Below are 26,175 nucleotides of genomic sequence, written 5' to 3'. Positions count from 1 at the left end.
TGTCAGTACTCGGTGGTCTGTGCTAATGATTTAAAAACCTGGCTGTTATCCGTGCTGGTGGTGCTACGCCAGTGGATCACGCCGGGGGTAGTAGCCAGCTCAAACGGCTCGTCGTCGTGCGCGCGATTGAGAATTCGCGCAGCGCGCCAGGCCATCAGGCTGAGCTGGGGTTCGGCAATACCGAGACGGTGCATCCCGGCATTCACGGCAAACAGGCGGTTGCTCTGCGGGCCGTCCCATTCAAGGGTGAAATCGTTGTTGATGTGAAAAGCTTCGTCGGCATCCAGGTGCAGACGATGGGAGAGTGGCGCCAGAAACGCAGGCTGCGCGGCGCGGTAGCCCGTGGCAAAGATCACTACGTCGCTCTCCAGCTGTTCACGGCCACCGTCGAGGTGATGCTGTAGCGTCAGGCGTTGCCCGTTTTGCAGCCGCGTGAGTGCGGTTACCGAGCGGGACGGCATCAGGTGCGCCCAGGGTTTTTCACGCAGCACTTCAAAGCGGTGGTACATGGCGCGGTAAATTGCCAGCAGAGACTCGGTGGTGATACCGTCAGAGGTCATCTTCTGCTCGTGCAGCATCTGACGACGGGCCTCTTCACCAAGTGTGGAAAAGCTGTCCACGTACTCCGGCGTGAAATACTCGTTGGCAAATGCGGCCTCATCCAGGGCGTTGTAGTTGTTGCGGCGCGACACCCAGTTCAGGCTCAGCGGCTGACCCCACTCCCCGCGGAAGATATTCAAAAACAGATCGGCACCGCTCTGGCCGCCGCCAACGACGGTCACCCGTTTGCCCGCCAAATCTGGCGTGCGCAGCATCATCTCGCTGGCGTGGAAGCAGCTGTCATCCTGCGCAGTCACACAGTCGGGGAGGTTGATCTGTTTACCAATCCCCACGCAGACGTGGCGTGCCAGGAAGCGATCGCGCTGGGTTACTACCTCAAACAGGCCCTTTTTCTCATCAAAACTCACCTGCTGTACCTGCTGGCTGAAGGCGAGGTTGGTGAGGTTTTCCGCCGCCCAGCTCAGGTAATCAGCAAACTCCTCGCGGGAGACAGTGCGCTGCTCGGTGGTCAGAAAACGGTAGAACTTTTTACGCTGTACCAGGTAGTTCAGAAAGCTATGGCGGTTGGTCGGCTCCACGGCGCTGACCAGATCCTTCAGGAAGCTGGTTTGCATGTGGCAGTCCGGCACCATCATCCCCGGGTGCCAGGAGAAATGCGGCTTACGTTCAAGAAACAGTGAACTGAATCCGTCCAGTCCCTCTGCGAGGGCAGCGATGCTGAGGTTAAACGGGCCAATACCAATGCCGATGAAATCATACGTTTTCATTGCGCTGACTCCTGGGAGACCAGAAAAAGGGGGTTATCGAGATCGCAGACGTAGTTAGGCAGCATGCGGCTGCCACCGTCGTGTTCGGAGAAGGTGAGTTTGACCGGGTTGAGGATCACGCGAATGATCTGCGGCTTAAACAGGTCGAACTTCGCGAAACGTTCTGCAAGATCCGGATGTGCGGCCATATAACGGCGCAAAACCTGCGCCAGGATCTGGTAGAAGCGGGTTTCGCTGACGCCGCTTTGCTGCGTGAGACGCGAGATAAAACGCAGCACCGTCACGAAGTTGCCGGTTTGCAGATCATGGATGATGTACTCCGCGCTCAGGCGCGCCGTGACGGCTTTCACCTGTTGCGGCAGGCTTTCCGCCTGCGGGAAATCTTCATCGACCAGCCGCATATCACCCTGGAAATCCTTCAGCAGAATGCGCTGTGGCACGTAGTCTTTCATCACCAGGGTTACGTTCTGGCCATGGGCGATGAGCGCCACGCCGTAGCGGCAGAGCAGGTGATAGAACGGGATCACCGTGGCATCGAACAGTTTTGCCAGCCAGGCTTCGGCAGTTAATCCGGAATGGGCAATCCACGCGTCAATCAGCGGGCGTCCGGCGTTGTCGGTCTCCATTAGCGCCGCCATCAGTACCGCCTGCTCGCCGTCCTGCAGATAGCAGGACGGGTTTTCGCGCCAGATCACACCCAGCATCTCCTGATAGCGATAGGGCGCTTTCGGTAGTGCGGCGTAACCGGTATGCGCCAGATATCCGGCGGCGGGTTCGCCAAGCACCTGCGCGCCAGAGCGGGTGAGAGTGGCGTCGCTGGCAAACTGCTGCTGTAACCAACGCGAAGCCAGCGGACCGGCGGCAATGTACTTGCCCGGAATGCCGCGATAGCAGGAGGTGTTGTAGATGGTCAGCGGCAGCTTGATGTCATACGGCGCGCGGCGGCTGGCGTTGGTCAGCGTGCGCAGGGACTGTTGGGCCAGATACTCATCGCCAAATTCCCCCAGCTCTACCATCTCACCGCGCGCGAGCTGGGCCAGGAAATGGACGGCAATTTTTTGCTGCCACTGCCACGGGTGCAGCGGCACCGGCAGCCAGCTGTCGTCAAGCTTCAGCGCATGCCAGCGGGCGTCAAAGCGCGCGCGCTCGGCACTGTCCATGGTGCTGGCGAGCAGGGTGTTGATATCGCAATCGACATCGCTGCTCCAGACCAGATGCTCGCGCTGCACGGCAACCCAGTGCAGGCGAAAACGTCCACGGTATTCCGGCGCGTACTGGCGCAGCGCATCCAGCCCCCAGCCGCGGCGTCCCTTGTTAAAAATGAACTTGGGATGGCCGCTCATCAGACACTGGAGTTCGTCCGGGTCGAGATGAATAAGCGCGTCGGCATCCAGCGTCTCTCGCGCCTGCAGCAACTGCATGTCGCCCCGCAGCGTGGCGTAAAGATCTTCCAGATGCTCTGCCGTTTGTGCGTCGCTCATCTCCAGCACCGTCGCCAGCTGCAGAAACGCGCTTTCCGCTTCCACGGCGGCTCCGCTGGCGGTGGTCAGACTGGCGGGATCGATATGTAACCAGCCCCAGATGCCGCGCGTGGCGCGAAACTGCCATGTTTCGCTGCCCATGGTGATTTGCCAGCGGTCAGCGGCCAGCGGCTCGGCGCTCAGGGTGCGTTCGTATTCCAGCTCGGCGAGGGTCTTCGCCACCATCTCGCGGTTCACTTTTTGCCAGAGTGCGTTCACAGTCCCACCTCGCTGAAGAAGCGGTGACGCTCGCTCATGATGAGGCGCGAACGTTTATGCGGGAAGTCGAACTCTTTAACGGTGTCAAAACCGGCAGACGCCAGATGGCGGAACAGGCGCTGATTGTCGAAACGTGGCTCAGCGACAATGCGCGTCGTGCGCGGTTCATCCAGCCACAGATAGTGGCTCAGACCGCGCAGCCAGCTACGGATATACTGCGCGCCGCGCCAGTTCTCTTCGCCGACCAGCATATGCAGCCCACGGTCAAACGGCTGCCAGCGATAGTGGCGTCCGATACGGTCTTCTGCGGCCCAGTAGAGTTCAAAATAGCCGAACGGCTGATCGTCAAAGCAGCCGATAACCGGGTAGCAGTACGTCGAGTCGAGCTGACGGCGCAGGTAGTTTTCCTGCTCTTCCTGAGGACCGGCCATCTCCCAGAACGCGTTGACGCGCGGGTTGTTCATCCACTGGGTAAAACGCTCACCGTCCAGCGCCACGTCGGCCACGCGAAAGCTCAGGGTGCGTTTAATTTGTGCATCGTAACGGCGATAGACTTCCCCTTGCGGACGGTGAGGGCGCAGCGGGAAGTAAAGCTGACGGCTCTCATCGAACTGCATGCCACCGCTGGCCTGCGGACGCTCCCCCTGCAGCCACAGCGGCAGCTGCCAGAAGGTCTCACGGGCCAGATAATCGCCACTGGCAAGCGCGAATAACGCCTGCGCCTGCGGTTCATCCTGCCAGGCTGCCCACGGCAACGTGATGCCGGTCAGTGCCGGTGCGGCGACAAACAGCTGATCCAGCGCCTCGACCAGCCAGCCGTCCGGGATATCGCGCAGGCGCTCCAGCACCGCGCTGCCGTCGAGGCCTAAGGTTAGCGGCAAGGACGTGTCCGTTGCGGTGCAACGAAAGCCGTAGCCGGAATGGACGATATTCGCGTTAGCCATCACGCCTTCTCCTTGTAAAACGGGTTGCTAAAGTCGAAATAGATCACTGCCGGATCGGCAATCGTGTTTTCGTTGCGATCGTGCAGGTAGCAGAAAAAGTTGCCTTTGCAGTTCCAGGTCGGGCTGTCCAGCACGTAGTCGAGACAGCGGGTCTGCTTCGCGGTCTGGCGCAGACTGGCCAGCGCGTCACGCACCCGTGACATCAGGCTCTCTTCGCTGTCGAAACCTGCGGCAGCGAGGGCGGCGGTGACGGCGAGTGTGGAGTTCAGCAGCAGGTAATAGGGGAAGTAGCGCAGCAGCTGGCTTTCGCCGAAGCGGTTTTCCACCTCGCTTTCACCTGCCTCTTTCAGCCACGCGTCGGCCCCTTCGGTCCAGGCGCTGCCCTGGCAGTCACGGTAGATAAGCCCGACCGGGAAGTCCTGCTGCATCTCCACAAGAATGTTTTGCTGATGTGCCAGCAGGACCAGACCGTAATCGGCTTCGGCGCTGAACAGCGGAAGGAGAACGCGGTCGCAATAGGCGTCCAGCCAGCAGCGCGCGGCCTGGGCGAGGGGGAGATCCAGACGCTGGCTGAGACGGCGGACCGCAGCCGCCAGCAGGCTGTCACCGCCGTCCGGCGCGGCCTGCGTCAGGCTCACCAGCACGTTGGTTTGCGTATCCGGCGTATCAAACAGCAGGTTCACGCGCAGCGCCATCAGGCTCTCTTCCTGAATGACGCCGCTTTCGTCACGCAGACCCGCCCAGCCGTCTTCCTGCATCACGCGCATGGTGGGGTAGCGCGCCTGGAGCTCCTGCCAGCGCGCCGTTTTCGCCAGACGTGCCAGACGCATCCCGCGCTTAACCTCTTTCACCGACAGCGTGCGTACCGAGTTGGTCAGGCGCACGCTCAGGGAAAACTTAATCATGTCGCTGTTGGTTTCGCAGTACAGCGAGCGGGAGGAGCTGGTGGGCAGCCACTGCGCGCCCGCTTCGCCCAGATCCTGCAAGGCTCCCTTCGCCACCAGTCGCTGGCACCAGTCCTGACCGAGCAGGTACTCCGCCTGCCACGGGTGCATCGGCAGCAGCCAGCGGGTGTCGGTGAAATGACCGAGCAGTTCAGGGGCGCTCTGAGCTGCGAAGCGCAGCAGACGTTCGCGCAGGGAGACGTTCAGACTCTCGCCAGCGATCAGTTCACTCTCAACGGCAAACCAGCGCAGCGGAAAGCGGGAGGCGAAATCGGGCAAATAGCGGCGGGCTTCGGTTTCGTTAAACGGCTCGTGTGACTTCGGGGCCGGATGGAATGCGTGGCCGACCAGCAGCGCCTGTTCCGCCTCGGCGAACGTCAGCGGCGCATCGCGCAGGTTTGCCCAGCGGTGACGCAAGTTGATCGCCTGCCAGGTATGGGCATGGCTTTCGAGGGCGCGCTGCTTAAAACGCGCCAGCGTATCGGCATCCAGTGAGCCTTTTACAGCGGGTTTTTCAAGAATTAAATCAACCAGTTGAGGGAAAGTGACGGCGTCACTACGGTCGCTGTCGGTCTGGATGAGTGTTGCCGGGAAGCGATACTGATGATGCTGGGTTGGGGAGAAATAGTGTACTGAAACCCGGATGGCCTGGGTTTGCGAGAGCGGGATATGGATCTGCGATAGCTCATCCGCAGCGGTAGCGGGGAGATAGCGCCAGTCCTTCGTTTCGCGCAACAGGGCGTTTAAAAAACACTGGGCCGCAACGTCTGTACCGGCAGAGCGGGGCAGAGTACGCATAGATGTACCTCATTCCATGACTGATAATAATTCTCGTTATGATATTCATTCTGTTTACAGTCGCAACTATTTTTGCAATATTTGTTTTCATAAACTTCATGATTTCCACACATTTATTGACACTATGTTCACAATTCTATGCGCTCACTTTCCGACACTCTGACCGACAATCTCGCCCCGAAAGCGAACTGGCCCCTGGCATTGTGTGCCGGTTTACTGGGGATCGGGCAAAACGGTTTGCTGGTCATGCTGCCGCAGCTGGTCACGATGACCGGGCTATCGCTCTCCGTTTGGGCGGGTCTGTTGATGTTCGGTTCGATGCTCTTTTTACCGGCTTCGCCCTGGTGGGGACGCCAGAGCGAGCGGCACGGCTGTAAAAGCGTGATGCTGGCCTCGCTGAGCGGCTATCTGGCAAGTTTCTTCGTCATGGCGCTGGTGGTCTGGGCAATGGCGAACGGGATGCTCAATGCCGCCTGGGGGCTGGCAGGGCTTATCCTCTCGCGCACCCTGTACGGCCTGACGGTCTCTGGTCTGGTGCCGGCGGCCCAGACATGGGCCATTCAGCGTGCGGGTCTGGAGAAAAGAATGGCCGCGCTGGCGACGATAAGCTCGGGCCTCAGCTGCGGGCGTCTGCTGGGGCCGCCGCTGGCAGCGCTGATGCTCAGCGTTAACCCGGTGGCACCGCTGTGGCTGATGGCTATGGCTCCGTTTATCGCCCTGCTGATGGTGCTGCGTGAAGTGGCCGATCCGCCTTTACCGCCAGTGGCGCAACAGGCGACGCGGCTGCTGCCATCAATGCTGCCTTACCTTATGCTGGCGCTGTTGCTTGCCGCGCTGGTGAGCCTGATGCAGCTTGGTCTGTCACCCCATCTCAGTCCGTTGCTGGACGGCAATGCGGCGCAAATCAGCCATCACGTTGCGCTGCTGCTGAGCCTGGCCGCGCTGGCAACGCTCGCTGCCCAGTTTCTGGTGGTGCGTCCGCAGCACTTTCGCCCGATGACGTTACTTTGCCTGGCAGCGGTGTTGATGGTGGTCGGGCTTGGGGTGATGTGTCTCGCGGATATGGCGCTGTTCTATGTGGGGATCGTCATTACCTCGCTGGGAGCGGCGATGGCAACGCCCGGCTATCAGCTGCTGCTGAACGACAGGTTAACGACAGGCAAAGGGGCGGGGGTGATCGCCACCAGCCATACGCTGGGCTACGGCGTCAGCGCGTTGCTGGTGCCGCTGGTGACGCGCGCATTCGGTGAAACGTTTTTAATCGTGGCCGCCTGGGCAATGGCGCTGCTGTTTTTAGCCTTGAGCTTTGGGGTACGGTCGGTTGAGCGTACCCCAGAAACAGGGGCCTAGTGGACGTGTCGGAAGGCTGTGCTGCCGGAACCCTCACTCTGGCGCAGACGCTGCAGGGGATCCTGCTGATAAAAATGACAAAAACGTTGCCACAGGGCCGGGAAACGCGGGGCGAACAGCTCGGGGGCGCTAAAGAAATACTCTGACAGCACCGCAAAACACTCGGCCGGATCGGTTGCCGCATAGGCATCAATGCTGGCCGCGCTTTCCCCGACAAGGTCAATCTCATCCTGGATATTTTCCATCGCCGCATGCAGGTCGTGCTCCCAACCGGCGACTTCACGCAGCGGGATCAGCGGAACACCGCTGGCGCGATCGCCGTTGCGGGTATCAAGCTTATGCGCCACTTCGTGAACAATCAGGTTAAACCCGGACGCGTCGAACGAGTCCTGAATATCCAGCCAGTTGAGGATGATGGGGCCTTGCTGCCAGCTTTGCCCGGACTGCACCACGCGCTGGTTATGCACCAGGCCAATATCATCTTCCCACTCGTCATCAACGATAAACGGCGCGGGGTAGATCAGCACTTCGTGGAAGCCATCCAGCCACTCGATACCCAGTTCGAGCACCGGCAGGCAGAAAAGCAGGGCGATACGCGCGCTTTTAAGTGCATCCAGCTCAAACCCCTGCAGCGGAACCAGCCGCTTTTGCTGCAAAAAGCGATCCGCCAGTTGAATGAGCTTTGACTGTTCATCCGGCTGGAGGTTGGCCAGCACGGGGATCGCCAGCGCGTCATCCCACGGCAGCGCCACATGTTGACCAGCGTCATTTGATTTCCAGGGCCACTTAATCATCGCTGTGCTCGCAAACTCGTCACGTGAACAAAATTGAAAGGTCAGGTTCCGTTAACATGCCAAAGAACCCGGCATGAAGGCAACTATAAAACGTAGAGATGTGGGAATGGCAGGAGAGGCCAGCCCTCTGCCATTATTCAAACACTTATCCCGTTTCCTTTCAGTGACAAAAATCCCATTGAGACGATCCCCAGCGGAAAACATGGCACAACGGGTGATACAGAGCGTTTATCGACGTTTGATTTCCCCGAGCGCGTCGATCAGTTGCGCCTTCTCCACGGATATTGGCTTATTGTCCTGAAGCGGTGCTAGTACCTCTCTGATTCATAAGTCGCTATTATGAATGTTCGAGTTTCCAGAAAGCGCTAAGGATTGCCAGAATCTATGCCCGTCAATTTCGACCTCAACGATCTTTATGCCTTCAGAGCGCTGGTGGAGTACGGTAACTTCCGTATTGCCGCGGAATCTATCTGCCTCTCCCAGTCCGCCTTAAGCCGCCGCATTGAAAAGCTGGAGACCGCCGTCGGCGCGAAACTGTTCGACAGAACCACCCGGCGCGTGACGCTGACGCTCTTCGGGCAGACCTTTGCCGACCGCTGCGGGCAGCTTCTGGAAAACGTGGAAACGATGCTGGCGGATATCGACAAGGTGAGCGAGGAGCGCACCGGGCTAATTACCGTTGCCACCGTGCCTTCGGCGGCCTGCCATTTTATGCCGGAGGTGATCCGCCAGTTTCACCGCCGCTATCCGCGCGTGCGCATCAAGCTTATCGACAGCAGCGCGGGCAACGTCATTGACGCGGTAGCCAGCGGGCAGGCGGATTTTGGCATCTGTTTTGCGAGGAGCCTGCAGCCAGATCTCACCTTTATTCCGCTGGTGGAGGATGTCTATGTCGCCGCGTGTCGTCGCGATCATCCGCTGGCGGGACGCAAGAGTCTGACCTGGCAGGCGTTTTATCAGCAGGATTACATCAGCCTGGACATTACATCGGGGAACCGGAATCTGCTCGATCAGATGCTCGGCCATATTAAGCCGGAGCGCCCGGGGATCTGCGAGACGCGCCACGTCACCACGATGCTGGGAATGGTAGAGGCGGGGATTGGTATTGCTGCCGTCCCCGCCATGTCAATGCCGCACTCTGAGCACTCCCTCCTGACGCACATTCCGCTGACCGAGCCCGAGGTCAAACGCACTGTCGGGCTGATCCGGCGCAGCGGGCGTATTCAGTCGTGGATTGCCGCTGAGCTGGAAACACTCATTACTGCGCGTTATCGCGCGGCGGAGTGACGGGGATCATCCCGGTGGCGGTGATGGTCTCCTGCGCGTTTGCTGATGCGAGGTAATCCAGCAGCGCTTTACCTTCGGAAGGATGCTCCGCGTGAGCGGTGACCGCGCCGGCAAAACGGGTGATGTACTGCAGGTTATCCGGCAGTTTGCCAACAAAGGTTACGCCGGGCACGGGTAACAACTCGCTGACCTGCTGGAAACCCACGGCGTATTTCCCTTTTGCCACCTCAGAGGCGACCGGGATGCGCTCCACCTTATGCGCTTTGCCCTCTACCTGTGCTTCAATCCCCAGCTTTTTGAAGAGCTCTGTTTGCACATACCGGCCGCTGGCGCTGTCGGAATAGGCGATGGCGCTGGCCTTAAGCAGGGTCTGTTTTAGCGCGCTATCGGTCGCGATATCCGGTACCGGCGAGCCGGCTTTCACCACCACGCCGATGGGCGAATCCGCCAGCTCAACGCGCGAACCTTCTTTGACCATCCGGTCCTTCGCAAGGTGCGCCAGCGCATCACCCACCATAATCACCACGTCTGCTTTTTCACCGCGCGCCAGTCGGTTGGGGATCGCCTGCGGCGTCTGTCCCATCGACGGCTCCGGGATCAGCACGATATGGTCGCCCGTCCGGGCTTCATACTGGGGGGCGAGTTTTTCCAGCGCGGCCTTAAAACCGCCTGAAATCATGACCGTCACCTCCTGGGCCAGCGCGCCTGCGCTGGTCGCCAGTATTACCAGCCCGGTCAGGCCTGAACGTACAAATGTGCGCATATTATCCTCTCTGTACTTGCAGACTCATCGCGCTGCGACGGTAGAGATAAAGCGTTGCCAGCAACGCGCAGATCGCCGCGAAGCTCATCCAGTAGCCCGGGGAGGCTTTATCGCCGGTGAACTCAATCAGGGCCGTTGAAATGACCGGTGTAAACCCGCCGAAGATCGCGGTAGCAAGGCTATACGCCAGTGAGAAACCGGCAACACGCACTTCAACCGGCATGATCTCCGTCAGCGCCGGGATCATCGCGCCGTTATAGAGGCCATAGAGGAAGGAGAGCCACAGCAATACGCTCAGCATCATGGAGAAGCTCGGTGCCTGCGCCAGCAGCGTCAGGGCCGGATAGCTGGTGATCAGCGCCAGCAGCGTCATGGCAACCAGCACCGGTTTACGGCCGAAGCGGTCCGACAGCGCACCGCCCACCGGCAGCCAGATAAAGTTGGAGATGGCCACCAGCAGCGTCACCAGCAGGCTGTCGGAGGCGCTGAGCATTAACACTTTTTTGCCGAAGGTAGGCGCATAGACGGTGATCAGGTAGAACGCGGTGGTGGTCATGGCGACCATCAGCATGCCCGCGACCACAACCGGCCAGTTCGCCAGCAGGGTGGTAAAGACCTGACGCATCGCCAGCGTGTGACGGCGGGTGCGAAACTCTTCGGTCTCTTCCAGCTTGCGGCGCAGGAAGAAGATAAACGGCACAATCAGGCAGCCGAACAGGAACGGGATCCGCCAGCCCCATTCACGAATGGCGCTCTCTTCCAGCATCGCGTTCAGCGCAAAGCCCATTGCGGCGGCCACCATAATCGCCACCTGCTGACTGCCGGACTGCCAGCTGGTAAAGAAGCCTTTGCGACCCGGCGTGGCAATTTCAGCCAGGTAGACCGACACGCCGCCAAGCTCCGCCCCGGCGGAAAAGCCCTGCAGCAAGCGTCCAGCCAGCACCAGCAGTGGCGCCCACAGGCCGATGCTCTCATAAGAGGGGATCAGCACAATCAGGAAGGTGCCGGCCGCCATAATCGACAGGGTGGTGATTAACCCTTTACGGCGACCCACCTTGTCGATGTAAGCCCCGAGGACAATCGCGCCAATGGGGCGCATTAAGAAGCCTGCGCCGAAGACGGCGAAGGTCATCATCAGCGAGGCAAACTCACTGCTCGCCGGGAAGAAGGTATGCGCGATGTAGGTGGCATAGAACCCGAACAGGAAGAAGTCGAATTGCTCAAGGAAATTGCCCGAGGTGACGCGAAGTATCGCGCCCGCTCTTGCGCGAACGGTTGCAGGTGGGGTTGAGGAAATCATGGTCGTCTCCAGTTTTTTATTGACGTGTTGTCCGTCTGTTTCTGAAAACTGGCGCATTAAACGGAAATTAATAAGCGCAAATCACGCATGGACTGATGCGTACTGCACATCAATGACAGGACGTTGACCGGGATTTACATACCTAACAATAACTTAACAATTCATTGGTTTTTCATTCACCATAATTCGCTAAGTGGCTGATATCGCTATTTTGTGATATCGCGCAGAAGGGCAGAGTAGCCGCTGCTCTTGTCGGGTGGCGCTTCGCTTACCCGACCTGTGAATTTTGTAGGCCCGTGCAAGCGTAGCGCCGCCGGGCAAAACTGGCAGAGCGCTCTATTCAGCGCAGCGCCTGCGCAATCGCGCTAAACATCAGCGACGCTTCCAGCGGCTGGGCGCTGAAAGACGGCTCCGCCTGCGGCCAGGTGGACCACTGGACGATTACCAGGTTTTCCTTTTGATTCACCATAATCATCTGGCCAAAAATTCCCAGCGCCCAGAGTGAATCTTTCAGGGAATCCTCTGGCGCGGGCTTAACGTCTGTTGCCGTGGCGGGCACCTCGTTATTCCACCACTGATAGCCGTACAACCCTTTCGGATGCGCGTCTGAGACGGAGCCTTTCGCCTGGGTCCAGTCTGACGACTCTTTTACCCAGCCGTCAGGCAGGATCTGTTTGCCCGAAGGGAGCGTACCGTTATGCAGGATAAATTCGCCGAAGCGGCCCCAGTCTTCCAGCGTGGCGTTAAAGCCGTGCGCGCCGACATCGTGCTGGCCTTTACGGTAGGCATGCCATACGCCGTCGTTCGCCATCCCGTACGGCTGCCAGATGCTTTTCTCCAGGTACGCCGCCAGCGTCATACCGGTGGCGCGCTCCAGCACGTCACCCAGCAGCCACGCGCCACCCGATGAATAGGACCAGTTCTCTCCGGCCGGGTGTTTCCGATGTAATCCCTTCACCAGCTTACGCACGCAGTTGTAGGTGCCCGGCTTCGCTTCGCATTCGGTAAGCTGCGCGAAATCAGACTGTGGGTTGGTGTAGTCTTCGTTCCACGCCACGCCCGAGGTATGAGTGATCAGCTGTCTCAGCGTCACGCCATCCCACGCCGTGCCTTTTAAATCGGGTTCGTAGCGGGTGATAAGATCGTCAAGGGAGTGGATTTTGCCCTCTTTAAGGGCGACCCCGACCAGCGCAGAGACCACGGATTTCCCCACCGAACGTGATGTCCAGAGCGTGGAATCGGTATTGCCTTCACCCAGATATTTCCACGCTATTTTGCCGTCCTTCAGCACCAGCATGCCGCTGACGTTCTGGCGCTTCACGTAATCCTGGAGGGTATAAGTCTTGCCATTAACCTGATAGCGGGCGTCGGTAAGCGGTTTCTCCGCTGCCAGCAGCGGTGTGGCCTTTCCGTGGCGGAAAACATCGCCCGCGTAGTTGCGGTAGTCGTTACGAAAGCCCACCACGCGATCCGCCTGACTCCAGGTGAGCATGCTGTGCGTGTCGGGAAGGGTTGCGTCAAACGGTGCAGGGCACTGGTTGAGGTCGGTGCCGTGACAGGCAGCCATAACGGCAGGGGATAAGAGGCTGCTGACCACCAGTGCGGCGAGCAGGCTGCGGTTTAACGTTTTGTTTTTCATGTTTATCTCGTTTGGTTCAGGAAGGACTTCAGTTTAAGAAGCCGCGCCCTATAATAAAAAACGGGTTATGGGGGAAATTCCCCCGAAAAACGGAATGAAGGGAGAGGAGGCGATGGTCTATTCATTTGCCCAGCTGGAGGCGTTTACCGCGGTGGCAGAGCACGGCAGCCTGATGAAGGCGGCCATTAAGCTCGGTAAAGACCGTACGACCCTGCGCGATCTGATCGATTTTCTTGAGGACGGGCTGGGTTATGCCCTGTTCCTGCGCGAGGGACGCAGCGTGCGACTAACGCCTGAAGGGGAACAGCTTCAGCGACAGGCGCACCTGCTGATGCGTCAGGTGAAAGCCTTTGAGGCCTTTGCCAGAGCGGTGCCGGACAGCGCGACGCAGGACATTGCCCTTGTTTACGATCCGTTCACTCCCCGGGCTTTTCTGCAGGTGCTGATTGCAGAGATGGCGGCACAAAAAATACGCCTGAGCCTGACCAGCGCGTCGCGTGACGAGGCCGAAGCCCTGCTGGCGAGCGGAGAGGCGGATTTAGGTATCTGCCAGGCGCGCAACCGCAGCGTGGGTAATGAGATGGAGTGGCGGGCTCTGGGAGCCATCGACATGGATTTTTACGCCGCAGACGCGCTTTTTGCGAAGGTTGCCACGCCGGTTTCGCTGCTCGATCTCTCTCTGGTTCCGCAGGTGGTTATGCATGCCGCGTCAGATGAACCGGTTGCCCGTCGTCTGCAAATTGCCGGGCATACCCTTTTCACTAATGAAATTGAGATGCTGCGCGGCCTGCTGGAGCAGGGCTGTGGCTGGGGCTTTTTGCCGACCCATCTTCATGCGACGCAGTGGAAAAACGTAAAAAGGCTGCCCACCGAAGTGGGCAGCCAGGGGATAAGTCAGACGATGGTCACTATCTGGAAGCCGGGCAGCGACAAGCGTGAACGGATCAATCAAACGTTGTCGCGGCTGCCGGCACTATGGAAACGCTCAGCGCTGTGAACATCCCTGGCACTGTTTGTTCTGGATCTGCTGGAAGAAGTCGTTACCTTTGTCATCCACCAGGATAAACGCCGGGAAGTTCTCCACTTCAATTTTCCAGATGGCTTCCATTCCCAGTTCCGGATACGCCACGCACTCCAGGCTCTTGATACTGTTTTGCGCCAGTACCGCCGCCGGGCCGCCGATGCTGCCCAGATAGAAGCCGCCGTGTTTGTGGCAGGCATCCGTCACCTGCTGGCTGCGGTTGCCTTTGGCCAGCATGATCATGCTCGCGCCGTGGGACTGCAGTAAATCCACATACGAGTCCATGCGGCCCGCAGTGGTTGGGCCGAGGGAGCCGGAGGCATAACCTTCCGGCGTTTTGGCCGGGCCCGCGTAGTAAATCGGATGGTCTTTAACGTACTGCGGCAGTTCCTCGCCGTTGTCGAGCAGCTCTTTCAGCTTCGCGTGGGCGATATCTCGCGCCACGATGATGGTGCCGTTCAGCGACAGGCGGGTAGAGACAGGGTACGCGGAAAGCTGCGCCAGGATCTCGTTCATCGGCTTGTTGAGGTTGATGCTGACCACGTCACCTTCGCCCTGCTGGCGCAGCGATTCTGGAAGGTACTGACCCGGGTTGTGTTCCAGTTTTTCAATCCAGATCCCGTCGCGGTTGATTTTCGCTTTGATGTTACGGTCTGCGGAGCAGGAGACACCCATGCCGATTGGGCAGGAGGCACCGTGGCGCGGCAGGCGGATCACGCGGATATCGTGAGCGAAGTATTTACCACCAAACTGCGCACCCAGACCCAGGTTCTGTGCTTCCTGGAGCAGTTCCTGTTCGAGCTGAACATCGCGGAACGCCTGGCCGTGTTCGTTCCCCTCGGTAGGCAGCGCGTCGTAGTAGCGGGTGGAGGCCAGCTTCACCGTTTTCAGCGTCGCTTCCGCGGAGGTTCCGCCAATCACGAAGGCAATATGGTATGGCGGACAGGCCGCGGTACCCAGGGTGCGCATTTTCTCCACCAGATAGTTTTTCAGCTTCGCCGGGGTGATCAGCGCTTTGGTTTCCTGATAGAGGTAGGTTTTGTTGGCTGAACCGCCGCCTTTCGCCATGCAGAGGAATTTGTACTCGTCGCCGTCGACGCTGTAGAGGTCGATCTGCGCAGGCAGGTTGGTGCCGGTGTTCACCTCTTTATACATATCCAGCGCCGCGTTCTGGGAGTAGCGCAGGTTGTCTTCGATGTAGGTGTTGTACACCCCCTGACTCAGCGCGGCTTCATCGCCACCGCCGGTCCAGACGCGCTGGCCTTTTTTACCCATGATGATCGCTGTACCGGTATCCTGGCAGGTTGGCAGCACGCCTTTAGCGGCGATTTCAGAGTTACGCAGGAACTGCAGGGCAACGTACTTATCGTTCTGGCTCGCTTCCGGGTCGTTAAGAATGGCGGCGACCTGCTTCTGATGGGAAGGACGCAGCATAAACGCAGCATCGTGGAACGCCTGCTGTGCCAGCAGCGTCAGCGCCTCTGGCTCGACTTTCAGGACTTCCTGACCGTCGAACTCGGCAACGGAGACGTGCTCTTTGGTCAGCAGATAGTATTCGGTGTCGTCGTGCGCGAGTGGGAAGGGGTTTTGATAAAAAAACGGTTTGTTTGACATAGCTTGCTCCAGAAAAATAAAACCGCCGGAGGAGAAGTCCGGCGGTCAGGAATCAGAACATCATGGACATCCACGGATAACCAATCAGCAGCAGGGCCGCCAGGAAGATGGCACCGAAGATAGTGCCCAGGCGCCAGTAGTCTTTGGTTGGCAGGTAGCCACTACCGTAGTAAATCGGGCTTGGGCCGGTACCGTACGGGGTGATGATCCCCATCACACCCAGCGAGGTCACCATCAGCAGGACGAAGACTTCCATATTCATGCCCGGAATGGTGGAGGCGATGGTCAGCATCGCCGGCAGCAGCGCGGTGGTGTGCGCGGTGGTGCTGGCAAACAGGTAGTGCAGCAGGTAGAACGCCAGCAGCAGCACGATGGTGGCAACGCCCGGCGAGATACCGCTCATTAACAGACCGCCCTCTTTACCCAGCCAGCTGATAAAGCCGGTAGAGGAGAGGCCATCTGCCAGCGCGACCAGGGTGGCGAACCAGACAAAGGTGTTCCACGCGGCTTTATTGCCGGTGATATCGTTCCACTCCAGCACGCCGGTCCACAGCATCAGACCCACAATCAGCAGGGCAGCCATGGCTGGTTCAATCCACGCGGCGGCGAAGATCCACATCAGCAGCGCACAGCACACGAACACCAGCAGCAGAATTTCATTGCGGGACAGTTTGCCCAGTTTTTCCAGTTCACGGGTTGCCCACAGCGGTACTTCATTATTCACTTTGACTTCTGGTGGGTAGAACCAGTAGGCCAGCAGCGGCATGGTCAGAATCAGCAGAATGCCCAGCGGCAGGAAGGCGAGGAACCAGGTACCCCAGGAGATATCAATCCCTACCGTGCTTTTCACCAGCGCCAGTGCCAGCAGGTTCGGCGCAAGGGCGGAGAGGAACATCGAGCTGGTGATACAGGCCGCGGTGATCGCCACCCACATCAGGTACGAACCAATTTTACGCGCGCTTGGGTCGTTTGGTTTTGAGCCATACAGCGGCGGCAGGTTAGCGATGATCGGGTAGATGGTCCCGCCGCTACGTGCGGTGTTGGACGGCGTAAACGGTGCCAGCAGCAGGTCCGCGAAGGTGATGGCATAACCGAGCGTCAGGCTGCGACGGCCGAGATATTTCACCAGAATCAGCGCCAGACGGCGGCCGAAGCGGGTTTTATCATAGCCCGCGGCGAACATGAAGGCACCGAAGATCAGCCACACAGTCGAGTTACCAAACCCGCTGACCGCCCACTTAAAGGAGGCACCCGCCAGCTTGAATTTCGGGTCGGCCAGCTGTTCAGGGCTGAACAGCACCCACTGGCTGCACAGCGCAATCGCCACCACGCCGGTGAGACCGATCACCGCGCCCGGCAGCGGTTCGAAGATTAAGCCGACGATCACGCCGACAAAGATCGCAAAGTAGTGCCACGCATAAGGCGGCAGTCCTTCTGGTACCGGAACAAACAGCAGCAGGACGGCGACGATGACGGGCAATGCCATCATCAGCAGTCGTTTTGCTTTCCCATTTGATGCCTGGTTCGCCACAGGGGGCGTTACAGCAGTTTTTGTATTCATAGTTTCACGTCTTAAGTTGTCAAAAATTCGGTCGCACTGAAAAACAAAATTGCTTTCTTAAGTTTCTTTGCTTTTTTTAGTTATTAAAGGTGCTGATTTGTATTTTCAGTAATAGCGATTTAACGCATTTTGGTTTGCGCTAAATTAAAAATTGATGATGTTTTTATATTGCGCTTTTGGATGCCATGACTATTGATCGCGATCAAGAAAAGAGAATTGCAGCGGTATTTTTATGCTTTTATTAATAACCACTCTGGCGTATGTGGGTATTACGTATATTATGAGCTCAATTTATCATTTCTGTAACAATGTCGAATTTTGATAATTTTTATATGATTGATTTGTATTGGTTTTATTGGTTTTTGGAGAAATGGTTTTACCATTGGTTATTTAACGAATTTTAAATTATTGTGAATGGCTAAATTACAATCGCTAACACCAATGTGTTATTTGTGTTATCGCAGGGATTAAATAGTTTTTTAACTAACGTAATAACTTTAGAAACTAAAAAAATCATTATATTAATATCATGACATCGGCAAATAACGACGAAATAAAAAATCAATCCGATAACGAATTCTTAATTTTTAAAGTTTGGAGTTTCAATTATGAGCACTAACGAACGTATTCTGAGCCCCTTCACATTACCGAATGGCACTGAACTGAAAAACCGTTTGTTAATGGCACCCATGACCACCTGTACCGGCTATTACGACGGCACGGTCACCAGCGAGCTGGTGGAGTACTATCGGGCCCGTTCCGGCAGCATTGGTACCATTATTGTTGAATGCTGCTTTATCGATGACCTCGGCCTTGCGTTCCCCGGCGCGATTGGTATCGATAACGACGAGAAAATCGCCGGGCTGGCGAAAATCGCGGACGCCATTAAATCCAAAGGCTCGAAAGCCCTGCTGCAGATCTACCACGGCGGCCGTATGGTCGATCCAAAACTGATCGGTGGCCGCACGCCGGTTGGCCCAAGCGCCGTTGCCGCGCCGCGTGATGGGGCTGCCACGCCGGTTGCCCTGACCGGTGAAGAAGTGGAAGGCATGATCGGCAAGTTTGGTGAAGCCGTTCGCCGTGCCATCCAGGCCGGTTTCGACGGGGTTGAAATTCACGGCGCAAATACCTACCTGATTCAGCAGTTCTACTCCCCGAACTCTAACCAGCGCGACGACGAGTGGGGCGGCAGCCGCGATAACCGCGCTAAATTCCCGCTGGCGGTGCTGGATATCACGCACAAAATGGTGCGCCAGTACGCGGACGATGCGTTCATTATTGGCTACCGTTTCTCCCCTGAAGAGCTGGAAGTCCCGGGCATCCGCTTTGAAGACACCATGTACCTGCTGGAAAAACTGGCGGCACGCGGTGTGGATTATCTGCACTTCTCCGTGGGGGCGACCCTGCGTCCTTCCATTGTCGACACGCAGGACCCAACCCCGCTCATCAAAAAATATTGCGCCATGCGCTCTGAAACCCTGGCTCAGGTTCCGGTGATGGGGGTCGGCGGCGTGGTGAATGCCGCAGACGTTAACGAGGCGCTGGATAGCGGTTACGACCTGATTGCCGTGGGGCGCGCTACCATCGCTTACCCGGACTGGACTGACCGGATCGCGGCCGGTGAAAGTCTGGAGCTGTTTATGGACAGCACCAAACGCGAAGAGCTGAGCATTCCTGAACCACTGTGGCGCTTCTCGCTGGTGGAAGCGATGATCCGCGATATGAGCATGGGCGAATCAAAATTCAAGCCAGGCATGTTCACTGAGAAGGTGCAGGACGATGTTAACGAACTGGTAATCAACGTCAGTCTGGAAACCGATCGCATCGCCGATATTGCGCTGGCGTCTGGCCCGAGCGAAGACGTTGAGTTTGTCACCAGCTTTGAAGAGATCCGCACCCGCATTCTGGACGCCAACACCCCGCACGTGGATGCCGTCACGGGTGCAACCAGCCAGAGTGAAGCGGTGAAAAAAGCGGTCTCTAAAGCGATGCTGAAATCCAGCAAAGCGCTGGCGGCAGAAGAGGGCGCTGACCCGAACGCGACCCGCAGCGTGGATGTGGTGGTAGTGGGTAGCGGCGGTGCCGGTCTGGCCGCAGCCATTCAGGCCCACGATGAAGGCGCGAGCGTGCTGATTGTTGAGAAGATGCCAACCATCGGCGGGAACACCATCAAAGCTTCTGCCGGGATGAATGCCGCAGAGACGCGCTTCCAGCGGGTGAAAGGGATCCAGGACAGCAAAGAGCTGTTCTACCAGGAGAGCCTGAAAGGGGGCGGTAACAAGAACAACCCGGAACTGCTGCGCCGCTTCGTGGAGAATGCGCCGCAGGCGATTGAATGGCTGGCAACCCGCGGCATTATGCTGAATGACATCACCACCACCGGCGGGATGAGCATTGACCGTACGCACCGTCCAAAAGACGGCTCTGCGGTAGGCGGCTATCTGATCAGCGGCCTGGTGCGTAACGTCAATAAGCGCAACATCGACGTAATGCTTGATACGTCTGTCAGCGAGATCCTGTTCGAAAACGGCGAAGTCACCGGCGTGCGTCTGACCACAGAAGAGAACGAAACCCTTACCGTGACCACTAAAAGCGTCATTGTCGCCACCGGTGGCTTCAGCGCCAACAGCCAGATGGTGGTGAAATACCGCCCTGACCTGGAAGGTTTTGTCACCACCAACCACAAAGGGGCAACCGGCGGCGGTATCGCGCTGCTGGAACGCATCGGTGCCGGTACGGTAGATATGGGTGAAATTCAGATCCACCCAACCGTTGAGCAGAAAACCTCGTACCTGATTTCCGAATCCATTCGCGGCGGCGGAGCGATTCTGGTGAACCAGCAGGGGAACCGTTTCTTCAATGAGATGGAAACTCGCGATAAAGTCTCGGCGTCAATCATCGCACTGCCGGAGAAATACGCGTATATCGTCTTTGACGAGCACGTTCGTGCCAAAAACAAAGCGGCGGATGAGTACATCGCTAAAGGCTTTGTGACCAGCGCCAGCTCGCCAAAAGCCCTGGCCGAGGCGCTGGGAATGGATTACCACGCTTTCCTGGCGACCCTGGAACGCTACAACGGCTTTGTTGAAAAACAGCATGACGATGATTTTGGCCGTACCACCGCGCTGCGTGCGCCCATCAACGAAGGGCCGTTCTATGCCATTCAGATTGCGCCGGGCGTGCACCACACCATGGGCGGCGTGACCATCAACACCGAAACCTGCGTGCTGGACAGCAACCACAACGTGCTGCCAGGGGCGTTTGCGGCCGGTGAAGTGGTCGGCGGGATCCACGGCGGTAACCGTATCGGCGGTAACGCGGTGGCAGATATCATTATTTTTGGTACGCTTGCAGGACATCAGGCGGCTATGCGTTCGAAAAAGCAGTAAGACCCCTGTGTTGTATGCCGGATACGCGCAGCGTTATCCGGCATTTTCCCCGGCGGCGCGGTGCTTGCCGGGGCTACATCTGAGGACTCATGCTATGCCTGATGACCATCGCGTTTACAGTTATTCCGCCGTCCTGATGGGATCGCCCATTCTCCTCAAACTCTTTTCCCATGACGAAGCCCTCGCCTCCCGCGTGTTTCGCCTGATCAAACAGTACGAAGATCTGCTTACCGTTAACCGCGCGCACTCTGAAGTTATGGAAATCAACCATGCGGCGGGGCAGCGGCCCGTCAGCGTCAGCCGTCCGGTGTTCGAGCTGATCCGCTGCGCAAAAGCGGCGAGCCTGCTCAAGGACAGCGCGTTTAACCTGGCGATTGGCCCGCTGGTGAAACGGTGGAAAATCGGCTTTCGCGGCGACAGCGTGCCGCCCGCCGAAGACATCGCCGCCTTGCTGGCGATTACCCGTCCTGAGGATGTGGTGCTGGACGAGGCCAGCAGTAGCGTCTTTTTGACCCAAAAAGGGATGGAGATCGACCTGGGCGCCATCGCCAAAGGCTATATCGCCGACAGGGTGCGGGATTATCTGCGCAAAGAGGGCGCTGAACTTGGGCTGATCAACCTTGGGGGCAATATCCAGACGCTGGGCTCGCCGGAGGGGGGCTGGAGCGTGGGGCTTAAAAAACCGTTTGCGGGTGATGAGCTGATCGGCGCGATGACGGTAGAGAATCGCTCCGTGGTGACGTCGGGAACCTATGAACGCTACTTTGAACAAAACGGCAGGCGCTATCACCACATCCTGGACCCGCGTACCGGGTATCCTCTGGATAACGAACTGGACAGCGTGACCATCATTTCAAACGATTCCATCGACGGGGATATCTGGACCACGCTGATGTACGGCATGGGCGTGGAGAAGGGCTGCGCGGTGCTGCGTGCGCGTCCTGATATTGAAGCGATCTTTGTGACCAAAACAAAAGAAGTGGTGCTCTCTTCAGCGCACCACTTCCGCTTTACTTTACTGGATAATAGTTACCGCATTACTGACAGTACTGTTTGAGCAGGCCTGTCTGCTCGGGCTGGAGACGGTAACGATATACCGGGCGCCCGGTAGCGCCGTAGTGAATGCTGGTGAATAGAATATTGATTTGCGCCAGCCAGATCAGATATTTGCGGCAGGAGACGCGCGAGATATTCACTGCACTGGCCAGGTCATCGGTGGAAAACTCGGTCTCCGGGTGAGCGTCAATCCACTGGCAGATGGTGCGCAGCGTTTGCGGCGTTAACCCTTTTGGCAGCTTTTTGCTGTCTGCCAGCTCCGGCGCCCCGCCGTGGATCAGCCTGTCGACGTCCGCCTGCTCATAATACTGGTGCGAGCCCATCAGGCTGTGCTTTGCCTTCCAGCCGTTCAGCGCCTCTTCAAAGCGCGGGAACTGGAACGGTTTAATCAGATAATCCACCACGCCGTAATGGATAGAGGTCTGGATTGTCGCGGCGTCCGCAGCCGAAGAGATCATAATGACATCGATTGGGCGACCGGAGGCGCGGATCACCGGCAGCAGATCCAGCCCGTTATCCTGCTGCATGTAGACATCCAGCAGCACCAGATCAACCGGCTGGGCAGGGTTGTTAATAACGGCCTCGGCCTGGTTCAGCGTGGAGGCGACGCCGCAGCAGCTAAAACCTTCAACACGGTTAACATACAGACGGTTGAGGTCGGCTACCATGGCGTCATCATCGACAATTAATACATTTATCACGCGATATTCCTCTCGCTATCCCAGGGGATGTGAACAAAAAATTGGGTAAATACGCCAGGTTCAGATTCGACGGTGATATCACCGCCCAGGTTCTGAATTTGCTGGCGGGCAAGGAACAGCCCAACGCCCCGGTTTTCACCTTTTGTTGAGAAGCCTTTAGTAAAAATAGTCTCCAGCTGGGCGGGATCAATTCCCGGGCCGTCATCGCTGACTTCACAGCTGAGCCAGCCATTCTGATAGTGCAGCAGCAGGGTGATTTCGCCTTCCGGCTGGCCCTCCATCGCGTCCAGTGCGTTTTCAATCAAATTACCGAGCACGGTGACCAGCACCGCGACCTGCTCTTCGTTGGCGGTATCCGGTATCTGGCACTCATCCGCCAGGGTGAGGGTGATCCCCGCTTCTTTCGCCCGGTTGATTTTACCCAGCAGGAACCCGGCAATCACCGGGGATTTCACCTTGCTCTGGATGGTGCCAATGTCAGTCTGATAATTGTGCGCTGTCTGCAGGATGTACTCTTCCAGTTTGTCGTAGCGCTTGATATGCAGCAGGCCCAGGATCACGTGCAGTTTGTTCATAAACTCGTGCGTGTGGGCGCGCAGGGCGTCGACGTAATTCACCATGCCGTCGATGCGCTGCATCAGCTGGCTGATTTCGGTTTTGTCGCGGAAGGTGGTGATGGCGCCTATCACCCGCTCCTGGCTTTTCACCGGCACCATGTTGCACAGCAGCAGCCGTCCGTTGCAGCTGATCTCCTGATCCTGACGCGCGATGCCTGTCTTTGACACCTCACGCAGGCTGGCCAGCAGGGGCGCGCTGGCGTTTTCGGTCTGCTTGCCGGAGGGCAGGAGCAATATCTCTCTGGCGGTGTGGTTTATCATCGTCACGCGGCCATGAATATCGACCGCTAACACTCCTTCGCGCAGCGACTGCAGCATCGCCTGACGTTGTTCAAACAGCGCGGAGATTTCATACGGCTCCAGCCCGAACAGGATGCGTTTCAGAACGCGAACCAGTCCCCAGATCGCCATGGAGCTCATAAAGATACTGAACAAAATAGTCCAGACGGCGTTAAGTCGCCCGCGGGCGATCTGGTCTTCTACTTTTTTAAGCGAGATGCCGACCACCACCACGCCGATCTGCTCGTGCTGGCTGTCATACACGGGCGTAAATACGCGAAGGGCTTCCGCGAGCGCGCCCCGGTTAACGGAGACGTTCTCTTTCCCTTCCAGCGCCGGGTTCAGATCGTCGCCGATAAAATGCAGGCCAATCAGCGCTTCGTTCGGGTGCGAATAGCGAATACCGCGCATGTCGGTGACCACGGTCAGCAGCAGGTCGTTGCGTTTTGTAACGCCCTGGGCGATGGGCTGGATGATATCGGCCTGCGGCGGTTGCATCAGGCCACGCTGGATCTCCGGGCTGTTCGCCAGCGTTCGGGCAATGCCCAGCGCCGTATCCTTGACGTCATCGCGGGTTGCCCGGGTGATCTGCACTGAATAGAGCGCAAAGACCAGCAGCAGCACAGAGGCGATGATCGCGCACACCATCAACGTGACCAGCGTGTTCAGTTTCATGGGGCGCTTGCGCGTCTGGGGAAAGGGCTGCAAATCGCTCATCAACACTCCGCGATGAAGAAGAAAGGGGTAATTATCGCCGATGACGCGCTTTTCTTAAAGCTGTGTAAAAGCATGCATTTGCTCCGCTTTTCGTGACCCTCCTCGCATGTCATCCATATAAAACACTTTATAGTGTGTGGGTACTCATAATAAGGAGGCTGTTTATGAGCATTATGCTTACCGGTTCGGTCAAGGAAAGACGGCACGCCAGCACGATGAATATCGATAGATTGTCCACGCTGGACATGCTGAAAGTCATTCACCAGAATGATGCACTTATCTCCGCTGCAATCACCCCTTTTTTACCCATTATTGCCCGTGTGGTGGATAACGCCGCCGCGACCCTGAGCCACGGGGGGCGTCTGGTTATGGTTGGCGCGGGGCCGTCCGGCTGTGTGGCGAAACAGGCGGCGGATGAGTATGCCCCGGGTAAAACCCCGGTGATGGCCATCACGGCGGACGACGATGCGACAAGCTACGAGCGCGGCGTTGCCGACCTGCAGGCGATTAACTTTGGCGAGCACGATATGATGCTGGCGGTCACCGTAAGCGGAAAAACGCCGTGGGTCTGGGGCGCCATGCGGCATGCGTGGTCGCTCGGTTCACCGGTGGCGGTGATTACCGATAATGCGCAAAGCGAAGCGGCGCAGCTGGCAAGTATGGTGATTGCGCCAGAGCTGGGCCCGGATGTGGTTGCCGGGTATCTGAATACCAAAGCGGCCATTGCGCAGAAAATGATCCTCTCTATGGTGACCACCGGGCTGGCCGTCCGCACCGGGCGGGTTTACAGCAACCTGCGCGTGGATCTGGAGGCGAGCAGCATCCAGTGGGCTGAACGGCAAATCGCGATAGTGATGGAAGCGGGGGGATGCACCCGAGCGGTAGCAAAAGCCGCGCTGGAGAGCTGTAACCATAACTGCAAAACGGCGGTGCTGATGGTGCTGACCGGGCTGGATGCATGGAAAGCGCATGAGTTGCTTGCGCAGAACAACGGGTTCATTCGGGTGGCGTTGCAGGAAGCACCGTAATAGAGCGCGCAGGAATAAAAAAAGGCCGCGATTGCGGCCTTTGGTGTTTTGGGGGATTAGAACTGGTAAACAATACCCATCGCGAACTGATCGTCAGTTGCGTTGCCAGTGATGGCACCGTCTTCTTCGTCCAGCAGGTTAAATTTATAGGCAGTATAAACGTTCATGTTTTTATTGAAGTAGTACCAGGTACCCACTTCAATATAATTTACGCGGTCAGCATCAACGCCTTTATAGCCATTACGGGCATACAGATCTTTACCCTGTGAATATACGTAGCCCAGGGATGGACGCAGACCAAAGTCGAATTGATACTGAACAACGGCTTCAACGTTTTGGGTCTTATTGGCGAAGGCGTTATATCCAACTTTAGTCATATTACGGGTTTCACCGTACATCACCGCAGCATAAACGTTGTTTGCATCATATTTAGCAGACAGAGACCAAACTTCCGCCGTATCGCCATAACCGTCAGCAGATTGCTCATCGGTACGATCGGATTTACCGTAGACGCCAACGAAACCAAAGCCATCAAGGTTATAATTCACAGACATGCTGTAACCATCACCATTTGCTTTGAATTCATTGCGGTTATCGTTTTTACCCTGGTACTGAACAGCAAAGTTAAGACCTTCAACCATACCGAAGAAATCGGTGTTACGGTAGGTCGCAACGCCATTGGTACGCTGAGTCATAAAGTTATCTGTGGCAGCCCATGAGTCGCCACCCCATTCAACCAGCATATCGGTATACGCCGCGCCGTCATAAGCCACGCCGTAATTGCGGCCATAATCGAATGAACCGTAGTCTGCGAATTTCAGACCCGCAAAGGCCAGACGTGTACTTTCGTCCTGCTCACCTTCAGGCTTGCTGGCTTCAATGTTGTATTCAAACTGGCCGTAACCGGTCAGTTGACTATTAATTTGCGTTTCGCCTTTTACGCCAAAACGGGCATATGACGTATCTTCATTTTCACTGTTGCTTTCATCAGTGTTGGACCAGATGCGTTCACCAACCATCTTTCCATAGAAATCAAGTTTATTACCGTCTTTGTTATAAATCTCAGCGGCATTTGCTGCGCCAGCCATTAATAACGCGGGTACAAGAATGGCCAATACTTTTCTTTTCATTATATATTCCCTTTAGAGATAATTTATATGAATATATGTAATCACGCTCCGCAACTACAGCGTCGATACTATTCCAGGAGAGGGGGTTTAAGTTCAATAATAAATGTAATTAAATGGGTAAAAATATTACTAAATATTTCTAAGTGTCGCTTTATTTTTCTCGTGTATTATAATTT

Annotated in this window: 19 protein-coding genes; 6 read left to right on the top strand and 13 right to left on the bottom strand. The window is 57.1% G+C overall.

The genetic code is table 11. The annotated features are described in order from the left end of the window. Positions 1-2 precede the first annotated feature (2 nt). Genes ACMWKA_RS22705 through ACMWKA_RS22690 form a run of 4 tightly spaced genes read right to left on the bottom strand, consistent with a single transcriptional unit; the run spans position 3 to position 5,753 of the window. Positions 3-1,328 (bottom strand): lysine N(6)-hydroxylase/L-ornithine N(5)-oxygenase family protein, encoded by a 1,326-nt coding sequence (locus tag ACMWKA_RS22705; protein ID WP_023620164.1) that lies wholly within the window; start codon positions 1,326-1,328, stop codon positions 3-5. Further along, complete coding sequence (gene iucC / locus ACMWKA_RS22700; RefSeq protein ID WP_310742473.1) at positions 1,325-3,067, bottom strand: aerobactin synthase IucC; 1,743 nt, start codon at positions 3,065-3,067, stop codon at positions 1,325-1,327. The genes ACMWKA_RS22705 and iucC overlap by 4 nt, the downstream gene beginning before the upstream one ends. After that, positions 3,064-4,011: a GNAT family N-acetyltransferase gene (locus ACMWKA_RS22695; RefSeq protein WP_029881841.1), complete on the bottom strand. Its 948-nt coding sequence runs from the start codon at positions 4,009-4,011 to the stop codon at positions 3,064-3,066. Before ACMWKA_RS22695 ends, iucC begins: the two co-directional genes overlap by 4 nt. After that, positions 4,011-5,753, bottom strand: a complete 1,743-nt coding sequence (locus ACMWKA_RS22690; protein WP_040019893.1) for an IucA/IucC family protein — start codon at positions 5,751-5,753, stop codon at positions 4,011-4,013. Before ACMWKA_RS22690 ends, ACMWKA_RS22695 begins: the two co-directional genes overlap by 1 nt. Positions 5,754-5,891: 138 nt before the next feature. Between ACMWKA_RS22690 and ACMWKA_RS22685 the strand changes: the two genes are divergently transcribed. Continuing rightward, positions 5,892-7,103 (top strand): MFS transporter, encoded by a 1,212-nt coding sequence (locus ACMWKA_RS22685; protein ID WP_129327999.1) that lies wholly within the window; start codon positions 5,892-5,894, stop codon positions 7,101-7,103. Here ACMWKA_RS22685 and mtfA read toward each other — a convergent pair. Beyond that, a complete protein-coding gene (gene mtfA / locus ACMWKA_RS22680) occupies positions 7,100-7,897 on the bottom strand; it encodes a DgsA anti-repressor MtfA (RefSeq protein WP_048971594.1) in 798 nt (265 codons plus the stop codon). The two genes, ACMWKA_RS22685 and mtfA, sit on opposite strands and share 4 nt — an antisense overlap. A 384-nt stretch (positions 7,898-8,281) precedes the next feature. On the opposite strand from mtfA, the gene ACMWKA_RS22675 reads away from it, so the two are divergent. Then, positions 8,282-9,184, top strand: a complete 903-nt coding sequence (locus ACMWKA_RS22675; RefSeq protein ID WP_129327998.1) for a LysR family transcriptional regulator — start codon at positions 8,282-8,284, stop codon at positions 9,182-9,184. Here the strand turns inward: ACMWKA_RS22675 and ACMWKA_RS22670 are convergent. From ACMWKA_RS22670 to ACMWKA_RS22660, 3 genes are all read right to left on the bottom strand, one after another. After that, the gene (locus ACMWKA_RS22670) at positions 9,156-9,947 is read right to left on the bottom strand and encodes a substrate-binding domain-containing protein (protein ID WP_414760627.1); all 792 of its coding nucleotides are present in this window, start codon (positions 9,945-9,947) and stop codon (positions 9,156-9,158) included. The two genes, ACMWKA_RS22675 and ACMWKA_RS22670, sit on opposite strands and share 29 nt — an antisense overlap. A 1-nt stretch (position 9,948) precedes the next feature. Continuing rightward, the gene (locus tag ACMWKA_RS22665) at positions 9,949-11,247 is read right to left on the bottom strand and encodes an MFS transporter (protein WP_129327996.1); all 1,299 of its coding nucleotides are present in this window, start codon (positions 11,245-11,247) and stop codon (positions 9,949-9,951) included. A gap of 340 nt (positions 11,248-11,587) precedes the next feature. After that, positions 11,588-12,886 carry a serine hydrolase domain-containing protein gene (locus ACMWKA_RS22660; protein ID WP_259387395.1) on the bottom strand — a complete coding sequence of 433 codons (1,299 nt, stop codon included), beginning with the start codon at positions 12,884-12,886 and terminating at the stop codon, positions 11,588-11,590. Between the two features lie 112 nt (positions 12,887-12,998). Here ACMWKA_RS22660 and ACMWKA_RS22655 point away from each other — a divergent pair, with 112 nt between their 5' ends. Next, positions 12,999-13,883, top strand: coding sequence for a LysR family transcriptional regulator (locus tag ACMWKA_RS22655; RefSeq protein WP_308926198.1), 885 nt, complete (start codon positions 12,999-13,001; stop codon positions 13,881-13,883). On the opposite strand, the gene fumA is transcribed toward ACMWKA_RS22655, so the two are convergent. Both fumA and ACMWKA_RS22645 read right to left on the bottom strand, forming a co-directional pair. Then, a complete protein-coding gene (gene fumA, locus ACMWKA_RS22650) occupies positions 13,872-15,521 on the bottom strand; it encodes a class I fumarate hydratase FumA (protein WP_129327994.1) in 1,650 nt (549 codons plus the stop codon). The two genes, ACMWKA_RS22655 and fumA, sit on opposite strands and share 12 nt — an antisense overlap. 52 nt (positions 15,522-15,573) lie before the next feature. Next, positions 15,574-17,082: an anion permease gene (locus ACMWKA_RS22645; protein WP_013097758.1), complete on the bottom strand. Its 1,509-nt coding sequence runs from the start codon at positions 17,080-17,082 to the stop codon at positions 15,574-15,576. A 608-nt stretch (positions 17,083-17,690) separates the two neighbouring features. Here ACMWKA_RS22645 and ACMWKA_RS22640 point away from each other — a divergent pair. Next, entirely contained in the window at positions 17,691-20,471 is a 2,781-nt protein-coding gene (locus ACMWKA_RS22640) for a flavocytochrome c (protein WP_414760626.1), read from the top strand. Positions 20,472-20,565: 94 nt separating this feature from the next. Continuing rightward, entirely contained in the window at positions 20,566-21,528 is a 963-nt protein-coding gene (locus ACMWKA_RS22635; RefSeq protein WP_038979668.1) for an FAD:protein FMN transferase, read from the top strand. Here the strand turns inward: ACMWKA_RS22635 and dcuR are convergent. Together dcuR and ACMWKA_RS22625 are read right to left on the bottom strand one after the other, a co-directional pair. After that, positions 21,509-22,228 carry a two-component system response regulator DcuR gene (gene dcuR / locus ACMWKA_RS22630; RefSeq protein ID WP_414760625.1) on the bottom strand — a complete coding sequence of 240 codons (720 nt, stop codon included), beginning with the start codon at positions 22,226-22,228 and terminating at the stop codon, positions 21,509-21,511. The two genes, ACMWKA_RS22635 and dcuR, sit on opposite strands and share 20 nt — an antisense overlap. After that, positions 22,225-23,841, bottom strand: coding sequence for a sensor histidine kinase (locus tag ACMWKA_RS22625; protein ID WP_013097754.1), 1,617 nt, complete (start codon positions 23,839-23,841; stop codon positions 22,225-22,227). Before ACMWKA_RS22625 ends, dcuR begins: the two co-directional genes overlap by 4 nt. A gap of 164 nt (positions 23,842-24,005) precedes the next feature. Between ACMWKA_RS22625 and ACMWKA_RS22620 the strand changes: the two genes are divergently transcribed. After that, a complete protein-coding gene (locus tag ACMWKA_RS22620) occupies positions 24,006-24,869 on the top strand; it encodes an N-acetylmuramic acid 6-phosphate etherase (RefSeq protein WP_414760624.1) in 864 nt (287 codons plus the stop codon). A gap of 56 nt (positions 24,870-24,925) precedes the next feature. Here ACMWKA_RS22620 and ACMWKA_RS22615 read toward each other — a convergent pair whose 3' ends face one another. Beyond that, complete coding sequence (locus tag ACMWKA_RS22615) at positions 24,926-25,999, bottom strand: porin (protein ID WP_038419991.1); 1,074 nt, start codon at positions 25,997-25,999, stop codon at positions 24,926-24,928. Positions 26,000-26,175 lie beyond the last annotated feature (176 nt).

Origin of the sequence: Enterobacter sp. 03-F-07-AD-ECC (assembly GCF_047530935.1) — a bacterium.
GTDB classification, from domain to species: Bacteria; Pseudomonadota; Gammaproteobacteria; order Enterobacterales; family Enterobacteriaceae; genus Enterobacter; species Enterobacter cloacae.
The sequence above is the reverse complement of the archived record's forward strand: the minus strand, read 5'-3'. Positions and strand labels throughout refer to the sequence as shown.